Source organism: Saccharopolyspora sp. 6V (assembly GCF_020176785.1).
Classification (GTDB): domain Bacteria; phylum Actinomycetota; class Actinomycetes; order Mycobacteriales; family Pseudonocardiaceae; genus Saccharopolyspora_C; species Saccharopolyspora_C gregorii.
The window spans coordinates 1-9,606 of sequence record NZ_JAIUKB010000121.1; the positions used below are offsets into that span (position 1 = coordinate 1).

General features: G+C 63.4%; 8 protein-coding genes. 4 read left to right on the top strand and 4 right to left on the bottom strand.

What is annotated here, in order from left to right:
- The first annotated feature begins 177 nt into the window (after nt 1-177).
- The gene (locus LCD35_RS22400) at nt 178-1,545 is read left to right on the top strand and encodes a hypothetical protein (protein ID WP_225044784.1); all 1,368 of its coding nucleotides are present in this window, start codon (nt 178-180) and stop codon (nt 1,543-1,545) included.
- Between the two features lie 102 nt (nt 1,546-1,647).
- On the top strand, nt 1,648-2,796 hold the full coding sequence (locus LCD35_RS22405) for a hypothetical protein (protein WP_225044785.1): 1,149 nt from the start codon (nt 1,648-1,650) through the stop codon (nt 2,794-2,796).
- Nucleotides 2,797-2,832: 36 nt separating this feature from the next.
- Here the strand turns inward: LCD35_RS22405 and LCD35_RS22410 are convergent, their stop codons facing one another.
- Nucleotides 2,833-3,726, bottom strand: coding sequence for a phosphotransferase family protein (locus LCD35_RS22410; protein WP_225044786.1), 894 nt, complete (start codon nt 3,724-3,726; stop codon nt 2,833-2,835).
- Nucleotides 3,727-4,948: 1,222 nt separating this feature from the next.
- Here LCD35_RS22410 and LCD35_RS22415 point away from each other — a divergent pair.
- Together LCD35_RS22415 and LCD35_RS22420 are read left to right on the top strand one after the other, a co-directional pair.
- Complete coding sequence (locus LCD35_RS22415; RefSeq protein ID WP_225044787.1) at nt 4,949-6,268, top strand: XRE family transcriptional regulator; 1,320 nt, start codon at nt 4,949-4,951, stop codon at nt 6,266-6,268.
- Complete coding sequence (locus LCD35_RS22420; protein WP_225044788.1) at nt 6,265-7,146, top strand: phosphotransferase enzyme family protein; 882 nt, start codon at nt 6,265-6,267, stop codon at nt 7,144-7,146. Before LCD35_RS22415 ends, LCD35_RS22420 begins: the two co-directional genes overlap by 4 nt.
- Before the next feature lie 78 nt (nt 7,147-7,224).
- Here LCD35_RS22420 and LCD35_RS22425 read toward each other — a convergent pair whose 3' ends face one another.
- The 3 genes from LCD35_RS22425 to LCD35_RS22435 all read right to left on the bottom strand — a co-directional run bounded on the left by LCD35_RS22425 (nt 7,225) and on the right by LCD35_RS22435 (nt 9,341).
- Nucleotides 7,225-7,605, bottom strand: coding sequence for a hypothetical protein (locus tag LCD35_RS22425; protein ID WP_225044789.1), 381 nt, complete (start codon nt 7,603-7,605; stop codon nt 7,225-7,227).
- A 774-nt stretch (nt 7,606-8,379) separates the two neighbouring features.
- Nucleotides 8,380-8,961 carry a hypothetical protein gene (locus LCD35_RS22430; RefSeq protein WP_225044790.1) on the bottom strand — a complete coding sequence of 194 codons (582 nt, stop codon included), beginning with the start codon at nt 8,959-8,961 and terminating at the stop codon, nt 8,380-8,382.
- Between the two features lie 113 nt (nt 8,962-9,074).
- A complete protein-coding gene (locus tag LCD35_RS22435) occupies nt 9,075-9,341 on the bottom strand; it encodes a DUF1883 domain-containing protein (RefSeq protein ID WP_225044791.1) in 267 nt (88 codons plus the stop codon).
- Nucleotides 9,342-9,606 lie beyond the last annotated feature (265 nt).

The window sequence follows — 9,606 nt, forward strand, 5'->3', positions numbered from 1 at the left end:
TTCGCGCCTCTGGTTGTGTTGTCGCGTGCCCTTCACTCTCGCGGGGGCCGGGGGGGGCGGGGGGGCCCCCCCCGGGGGGGGGGTTTGCCCCCCCGGGGGGCCCCCCGGGGGGGGGGGGGGGGGCCCCCCCAGTAGGTCGGCCCCGCATGTTTTACTACTCGGCGGAGGCACGGGATCATGGCTGAGCAGGAACCGAACCGGCGCCTAGCTGCGCTGATGAGCGAAGCGGGCCTGACGAACAAGGGCCTGGCCAAGCGCATGAGCGACTTGAGCAAGCTCGACGGTTCCGAGCCGATCGCCCCATCCCACACCAACGTCGAGAAGTGGCTGAGCGGCGCGACCAAGCGCCCGAAGGCCCGCACCTGCCATGTCCTGGTCAAGGTGCTCACCCACGTGCTCGGGCGCCCGGTCACGATGGACGACGTCGGCTACGGCGAGGTGTCCGCCGAGAACGTGGACGGCACGCTCGAATACCCGGAGACCATCAGCGACTCGATCACGTCGCTGACGCAACTCGCTTCGTTCGAGCTGCGCCCGTCCGGGCAGTCGGACAAGTTGCTCGTCGTCCCGGCGGCGTGGAGTTCGCTGCTGGTCAAGTGGATGTTCGGCAGCGACGGCGAGCGCTCACGGCCGGTGGAACCGCGGCCGATCAGCGAGTTCGACGTCCAAGCGGTGCACGACGCGACCGCGATGTTCGCGGGCTACGACTACCGCTACGGAGGCGGTCGCCCGAAGCCATTGGTAGCGCAGTACCTCGAAAGCGAAGTGCTCCCGCTGCTGCCGCACGTCACGCCGGACAACGAGCTGGGCCGCAGGTACTTCCAGGAGGTCGCCGCGCTGACCCGGCTGGCCGGGTGGACCTGCTACGACACCGGCCAACATGCTCTCGCGCAGCGCTATTTGCACCACGCGTTCCGCCTCGCGCGTGCGTCAGGGGATCGTGCGCTGGCGGGCCGCATCCTCGCGGGTATGAGCCACCAGGCGAACTTCCTTGGCTACTACGAGCAGGCCGTCCACCTGGCCCGCGCAGCGTCCCAGGGAGCGTGCGGCCAGGCGACGCCCACTGCGATGGCGCTGTTCCACTCGATGGAGGCCCGAGCCCTGTCCTCCCAGGGCAACGAGCAGGAAGCCACGGCTGCGATGTTGGAAGCCGAGAAGTCGCTCAGCGCCAGCGATCCCGCGAACGATCCGGACTGGATCCGCTACTTCGACCTTGCCGAGCTGAACGCCGAGTTCGCTCACTGCTTCCGCGACCTTGACAAGCCCGACCTAGCCACCGAGCACGCGGTGAAGTCCATCGAGTCCTCCGAAAGCCTCTACGTCCGAAGCCTCTCCTTCTGTCGCACCGTTCTCGCGACCTCGTACCTCCAGGCAAACGAGGTCGAACAGGCGGTCACCGTCGCCAGAGAAGTCGTCGATACTGCGGCGGGATTGAAATCCTACCGTGTTAACTCCTACGTCAACGAGTTTCGCGACCGACTTCGACTGCACTCGGATTCGATTTGGGTGTCAGAATTTGAAAACTACCTGATGGGTAGCTTGTGAGATTAGCTGATCTATTCGAGTGAACTTTATTTGTTTTTTTGGTTCGAGAAGGCTGGAGGTATAGCCTGCGGTAGGATTCCGAACTGGAAGGTTTCTGAGTGTATGTATCACTGGTGGATGGAGCAATCTTTACTCGGGTTAAGGCTGGCTGCGGTTCTGTTGCTTCTGAACCTTTTCGGACTGCACTCTTGTGCTGTTTGGGTTTCTGACGAAACCGACATGCGGAAGTTGATTCGCCGCAGGGTGAGAAACTTTTCGGAAGTAGTAATTTGCTTGCTATTGTGGGTTTACATTTGCTTGAATTACTCGCACGCGTGGCAGCTTCCGCTGCGCGATCTTATTCAAGTTTTGGCCTTGTTTACCGTCTTTGTGTGCATGTTATATCGAGACCTGCTCTGGGGTACGATTTCGCGAGCCGCCAGTGGAAGCATTACTATAAATGGATGGAGTCATTGGTTTGATGGGAATAGTTTTTCCAAGTTTCAAACGTGCCTGGTTGTAGCTTTTGTTCGCAGTAGAATGAGGCTGGTCACGTTCGTTTCGGGCGCAGGGCTCTTGTTTGCGCTGGGATTTCGCTCGCTTAATTCTGATTCCCACCCTCAGGGTTTGGACCGGTGGGCGAGTGTCGTGGGAGATTCGCTACCTTATTTCTTTGGTGTTCTTTTTCTTTGGGTTTATGTGCGACTCATGCGCTTCATGCGGCCGAGTAACACTTTGTTGGAAAAATGTTTTGGGAGCCTGTTTGCTTCCGCGGGGGATGCGATTGATGGAAGGCATGGCGGCGGAGCTGCGAGCTGGCGGAGCAGGAAGCATCGCGAGATGTTCGAGGCGGCCAAATCGGTTGAATTATGTGTTCCAGGATTGCGCCGAATACTGTCTAAGGCTGACTTTGAGTTTACGTCTTCTGTGTATGTCGGCTTGGCAGAAAGCATTAGGGAAGAAGCTATCAGGTGTTCGGATCAAAACAGATCTCCACGGGCTGAGCTTCTTTTATTGATGGCGTCAACTTTAGTTTTAAATGACAATCCAGTGTTGGTTGCGAGACGTATTAATAGGATGGTGAAAGCGAATCAGAGTGAAGATTTCGTCGGTTCTCGGCTACGGAAGCTATTGCCATCTTTAAATGATATCGTGGGAAGGTACGCGAAGCTGATTGTTGCGGCCGGAATCTTAGTCGTAGCGCTTCTATATGCGGCTATGGGTCAGTTTTCTGATCTATTTAAATTCGCGCAAGCGTTAGTGGGCGGGTGACTTTCCGATGAACTGCAATGTCGCAGTATGTGGCTGCTAAAAAGTATTCCACTGGCGGGCTGATTTTGTGCTATGCAAGTCCTTGATGCGCTTCGCTATCTCTGCGTCGATCGCTGACCCTTGTCCAATTTGTTGGGCCAGCCATGTAGTCATGTTGAGTTCTCGGATTGCCCGGATGACCGGGTATCCGGTCCAGTTCAGTGGATCGACACCGTAGGAGGTGGTGTAGGCGGCGTAATCCTCGTCGCTGACCCAGCCCAGGGCTTGGTATCGGACGGCTTCGACGCAGACGTCCCACTCGCGCGGGCCCCAGCAGAAGTCTTCGAGGTCGATGACTCGGACGGTGCCGTTCTGGTCCCGCATGAGGTTGCCCTTGTGGTAGTCGCCGTGGACCGGGCCGAAGCCGAGTTCGAAGGTGAGGTCGGCGAACTGCTCGTCGAGTTCCTTTTTACGGTTGCTGAGGAAGGCCCGGTCGTCGTCGGGCAGGGCTGAGCCGATGTTCTGGAGGCGGCTCTCCACCTTGGGCATGGGCTCGAAGAACGGCAGCGAGAGGTCCGATGGTTCGGGGATGGAGTGCAGCCGTCGCAGCACGTCGCCCAGTTCGCCGGAGCTGATCGGCTGCTCGCTCTCCTCTATGAATTTCCAGAAGGTCACCACGAGGTCGCCGACGGGGACGAACTCGCGATCGACGGGGGCGAGTCGAATGGCGGGGAACTGGTGGGAGGCGAGCCAGCTCGCGATCCGGGTTTCCTTGTGGCCGGCGGGGACGGAGCGGCCGACCCTGGCGATGATCGGAGCAGCGGCGAGCCTGAACATGGCGTTCTCGCCCATGCGGACCAGCTCAGCGCCGCGCGGGTCGACTCCGGCGGCTTCGCTGGCGGTCTCCAGGACTTGGCGGGTGGTCTGCGGCGTGAACGTCGCGTTCTCCATCAAGCGCTGCTCCTCTTCGGCTCGTCTCAGGCTACGGGGAGTCGTGGCGGCTGCCTACGCGGCGCCTGGACCTGGTGGTCTGGTGGAAACCGGTCGGCGGTGCGGTATCGGGGCCTGCACCGCCGACCGGCGCTTGGGAGGCTGAGAGGGGTGCGGTGAGCCGGTGCTCTCAGCTGCGGGGACGTGCTCAGGCGGCTAACCGGTGTTCTTGCTGAGGACTGCTGCCGTAGTCCGAAGTGCCGAAGTCGGTGGCTGGCCAGGACGGGTCCAATCGAAGAGCCCGGTTCAACTCAACGTTGCGAGCGGTCGCCGCGTCCGGAGGCTCGATCTCCGCGGTGGCCTCGGGCTCTGGTAGTGGTGAGAGTTGGGAGCCGAGGTGCCCGAATTCGACTTCTAGCGCCGCGAGGCACGCAGCGCACGACTCGCGCCCCACCTCTAACGGGGGCAGGACGCTACGGCGGCCGTGCACCTTTCCCGGCACGACGTGGCCGCACACGGCTATCGGCCGGGCGCCGTGCCACTCCCAACGAGCGGCGGCGTGCCATTCCGATTCCGCGGTGCTCGCGATCCAGATCAGCGGGGTGTCCATCAGCGGGTTCCGCGTCGAGGAGAGGCCGATTTCTGCGGCTGTTCAGGTGGCCACGCGAGAACTCCGAGCCCGATCGCCAGCAAGAGCAGCAGCACGACGGCGGCCGTCATCGCGGATCGCTCCCCTCAGCGGGGAGCACGCCCGATTGGAGTGCAGGGGAGAAGCCTGCTGCCGCCGTGGCTGCACGTCCCGTGCAGGGGAGGCACGGCATTCCGCAGCGCTCGACCTGTTCTACGTCGCCGAGCCCGAACTCCCGGTGGCACAACGACCATACCGAGTCCTCATCGGCGAACACGGCCAGGTGGACGACTCGCTGGGACTCGCCGACGACTCCACGCAGATACCGGAACCGGTAGCTGACCGGTTGAAACGTGTTCTCCGGTCTCGCATCGGTGGACCGGTGTTCTTCGAATGACATGGACCGACTACCTCCCCTGCATCGGGCGAGAGCCGCACGACGCGGCGTCACTGCTCGCGCTGTGTCCACAGTGGCTCGGTAGGTGCCCGGTCAGGGACGTCGGATAACTGGGTTGTCAAGGGGAGTGCTCGGGGAGGATTGAGGGAGGTTCGGGTTTGGTGATCGCGGTTACTGTTTGGAGGTGCGAGCCTCCAACCGTGGATGAGGGGTCGGCCATGCCCGAGGCCAATGAACCGCTGCGTCGCGCTCGGGAGCGCGTCGAGTCGCCGAATGCGTCCGGTGAACCGCTGACGCGCCAAGAGCTCGCCGAGCTCGTCAACGCCTGGATCTACGAGCACACCGGCGCCACGAACGTCGCGGAGATCGACGCCAACTACATCGGAAAGCTGGAACAGGGCAAGATCCGCTGGCCACAGGACGTGAATCGCCGGGCCGCGCTGCGCGCCGTGCTGGGTGTGGAGACCGACAGCGAGTTGGGATTCCGGCGTCCTCGGCGGGAGGCTCCCCGAGAAGCTGGTGTGAACCGGCAGGCCTTCTTGCGGACTGTCGGGGTCGGCGCGGCGGTCGGCGGTGCGCACGTCATCGACATGTTCGCCTTCAGCGAGCCGACTCCGGTTCCGTCGGTGGTGGGGACGGCAGAGGTCGCCGAGGTTCGTGCGGCAGCGCAGACGTTCGGCACCTGGGATGCCCGCTACGGCGGCGGTTTCGTCCGTGAAGCGGTGATGGCGCAACTGCGGTTTGCGGTGCAGCTGCTCAACGCACGGTGCTCCGAGCGGATTCGGGGCGAGTTGTTGTCCGCGGTGGGCTACCTCGGACACGTCACCGGATTCATGGCATTCGACGCCTACGCCCATGACGATGCGCGTCGGATGTTCCGGTTCGCGCTCTCGTGTGCGGAGGAGGCGGGAGACTGGCACCTGCGGGCCAAGATCCTCTCGTCAATGGCACGACAAGCGATCTGGTGCGGCGATCCGGATTCGGGCTTGACCTTCGCGGAGATGGCCTTGGTGCGGTCCGACCGGCTCACGGGCACCGAGCAGGCGATGTTGCATACCGCCCGCGCCCGAGCACTCGGCAAGCTTCGCCGCTCGCAGGACACGGTGATGGCCGTCGGCAACGCGGACGACGCTTTCGCCCGCGCCGAACCGGCGAACGATCCGCCGTGGATGGCGTACTACGACGGAGCCCAACACGCGGGGGATACCGGGCATGCTTTGTGGGAGCTGGCCATCCAAGGACGTTTCGTCACTGACGCAACTACTCGGCTGGAGACAGCGGTCCGGCAGCACGGAGAAGGCGCGGTCCGGTCGCGCGCGATCAGTCAGACCAAGCTCGCCTCCCTCGTCATGGTCACCGGCGACCCGCTCGAAGCAGCCACCCTCGGAGGCGGGGCGTTGGAAGCGGCTACCCCGTTGAAGTCCCGCCGGGCCGCCGACGACCTCCGGGCGTTGAGCGGGTACGCGCGTGCTCACCGAGGCATCGGAGAGGTCACCGCGCTACGCGGCCGGATCGAAGCGGCGGTCGCGACCGTATGAGCACCGAGACGACCGCCGTGCTGCGTCGGGCGTGCGAGCAGGTCGGCTTGAACCACGGAGCCGCAGAGCTCATCCGAGCTGGGGAGAACGACCTCTACCGGCTGCCCGGAGGTGTGGTCGCTCGCATCTCCCGGCCCGGCCAGGTCTCCGCGGCGGCCAAGGAACTACGGGTGACTCGGTGGCTGGCCGGCACCCAGGTTCCAGCGGTGCGCCCGTGGGGTGAGCAGGACGCGCCGGTTGTGGTGGGAGAGCGGGCGGTCACGTTCTGGCACGAGCTCCCGCCGCACGAGCAAGGCAGCACGACCGATGTAGCCGGACTGCTGCGCGAACTCCACAGCCTTGACCTGCCGGACGGGATGGACCTGCCGGAGTTGGCGCCGTTCGTGCGCGTGGCCGAACGCATCGACGGCGCCACCTGGCTCGACCCCCAGGACCGGGACTGGCTGCGCAAGCGCCTGGCCGAACTCCAAGACACCTACCAGGAACTGCCTGCCGGTATCCCGTGGCGCCTGGTCCACGGCGACGCCTGGCGCGGCAACGTCGCCACCACCGCAGGCGGCCCGATCCTCATGGACTTCGAACGCTGCGCCTACGGCCCACCGGAATGGGACCTCGTCTCCACCGCCGTCGCCCACGTCACCACCGGATGGCTCACCACCGAACAGTGGACCGACTACTGCCGCACCTACGGCTACGACGTCACCACCTGGGACGGCTTCGAAGTCCTCCGCGACATCCGCGAACTCCGCATGACGACCACGGCGGCGCAGATCGCGGAGCGAGATCCCGACAGGCGCGGCCAGTGCATCCATCGGCTCGCCTGCCTTCAAGGTCACAGAGGAAGCCGACCTTGGGAAAGCTGGAGTGCCGTTCCGTAGGAAAGATTTTATACAGGTGCGCAGGTAAAGCGGGTGGCCAAGTGATCAGCGTTCAAGCCCGCTTCACCTACTTGTGCCTTACCTGCCCAGTCGGTCGATGGTGGCGGCCAAACGTCGTTGCGTCAGCGGAGTGATCAGATAATCCGCTGCGTGCAACTCCAGGGCGGTGAAGGCATCCGCGTACCGTCCGGTTACGACGACCACCCGAGGTGGTGTTCCGAGACAGCGGGCCGTCAGCGCAAGGCGCAACGTGTTCGGACGGGATGGTTCGAGAGCGTGGAACCAGGCATGTACTTGTCGCTGGCTCCGTAGCGCATCCTGGCTCACCCGAAGTGCGTGCGAGGCGTTGACGGCGAAGTCGACCCGGCCGACGCGTGGTTCTTGGCGGAGCAACCCGATCAGCTCGCTCATGACCTCGTGGCCATTGACGACGAGCACGTTCAACCTGGTCGCTGTCATGGTCGGAGATGTAGGTGCTGGATGCAGATGCAGATCGCCGTGAAGGGCTCCTACCTGCACCACCGTGCGGAACGTTCCTGCCGCCTGGTTGTGAATCCGGTCAGCACCACAGCTTGACTCCGGATACCGCTCACCGCAGCAGCGCAGGTCAGGGAGGGTGCGTCGAGTATCGGTGTTGGTTATCGGCTCGGCTTCGAGCGAGCACCGGTCGGCGCATGAAAACGGCTGCCTAGCGGTCTGCTCTGGTGTCACGCACCGGTCAAAAACTATGGTCACTGGTGTCCTTGGATCGACGCTACCTCCGGGGTCGGGAGATGCCGACACAGCCTGTTCCGCCCCGGTTCGGGAAACACTGGTCCGAAGGGCAGCCGGGGAGGGAGCATGACGCGGCTGCCACCGCTCTGCTCTCTCCCCTGGCGCCACCGGTTATCGGACCCGTGTGCACAGCTTCCTGCACTGGCACATGCGCTTGAAAGCCAGATGCGAACAAAAACGACGACCGGTTGCCCCCGGGCGGCAAGCTGCCGCCGGACGATCAGCCCGACCTATCCGACGAGTGGGTGATCACTGCGACCCTTCGTCACAGTGGCGGCACCCCCGTACTGGTGAAGGTAGCGCCCTAACAGGGCAAAGCCTTCGCCAGCTTCGAAACGGCATGACTCTCCGTAACTGTCGTTCGCGGATTATCGGGCAACTTCCGGCGAACTCCGCACGTGTGCGTTGTGCCTTCGGTCGGAGCCAGCTAGAGGCCTTGCCCTGTTCGCTCAAGTCCGATCAGTTCACCGCTTTGATCCGACTGACCAGCGCGTCGGCCTTCTCGGCCCACTGCAACCTAGAGTCATCTGGTTCGGATGGAGCGTTGCTTGCAGCATCGCTCCGTTGCCGGTACGACCACTCCCGCAACGCTTCGGTGAGGACCCAGTAGTTGTCGTCAGTGATCTCGATGGTCAGTGGACGAGAGCGGTTCTCTTCGTCGCGTGTGGGTTCGATCAACGAACGGACGGCCGCGACGTCGGCATCGGTGACGTGGCGTTCGAGTGTCTTTCGGTCCATGCCCGCAGCCTCCGCGAGTGCCGCTGCGGGGCGCCGCGAGGTGGCGACGTGGCGGCCGTAAGCAACAAGCTGACGGATCAATAGTTGGGCTTGATCGCGTTCGGAAGCGGCCGTCTCCACGGCGACGAGCAGAGGATCTTCTCCTGTCTCGTCGCAGACTGCGGTGAGATTTTCGGTCCAGTTGCGGCGCTCTTCGTCGGCTTGCTCGGCAGCCTCGTGGAACGCTTCCGGAGGAGTGACTTCGCCGGGACGCGGCGGTGGGTAGGCGATCAGGGCCAGGTCGTCGATCAGGTCTCTAGGCATAGCTCCGACCATACACAGCGATGGTCATTTTGACCATTAATGGGGTCAATTTGACCATCTGATGTGGTGGATGAGGAGGGCTACTCGGCCTTCTTGCGGCGAGTCCCGGCTGGTCAGTCGGGGATGGTGGTGACCCGCCGGACAGTGATCCGTCCTTCGTAGCCATCGACGACGAGGTACCAGTGGTCGTCGTAAGGCACTTCGAGCCTGAGCGGGCTGGTTCGCCAGACGCCGCCGTAGTAGGTGTAGTCGTCGTCATCGAGGTAGTCCTGATAGTTGTCGGCGTCGAGGAGGCGGACGAAGGCCTCCACGCCGCGCAGCTCCACTTCCACGCCGGTGCCAGCGGTGCAGAGTCCGAGATCCCACCAGAGGTGTTCCATGTGTCACTTCATAGCGGATCATGTGGGCCTCGTGCGGGGGCACCGTTCGTTTGAGGCTCGCCGCGTCTTCGTTGGTCTCAGTCTTGGTCTCATTCGTCAGCGTTCAGGGTGATTCAGCTGAGTTCGCGCAGGCTCCTGACCAGCGCCTACGTAGGCGCTGAACATTCCCGAACCGGCGTTCGCCGACCTGAAAAGCGGAAGGTCGGCGGTTCGACCCCGCCCCTGGCCACGCTCAAGAGCTGGCACAAGCAAGCCCCACCGGATT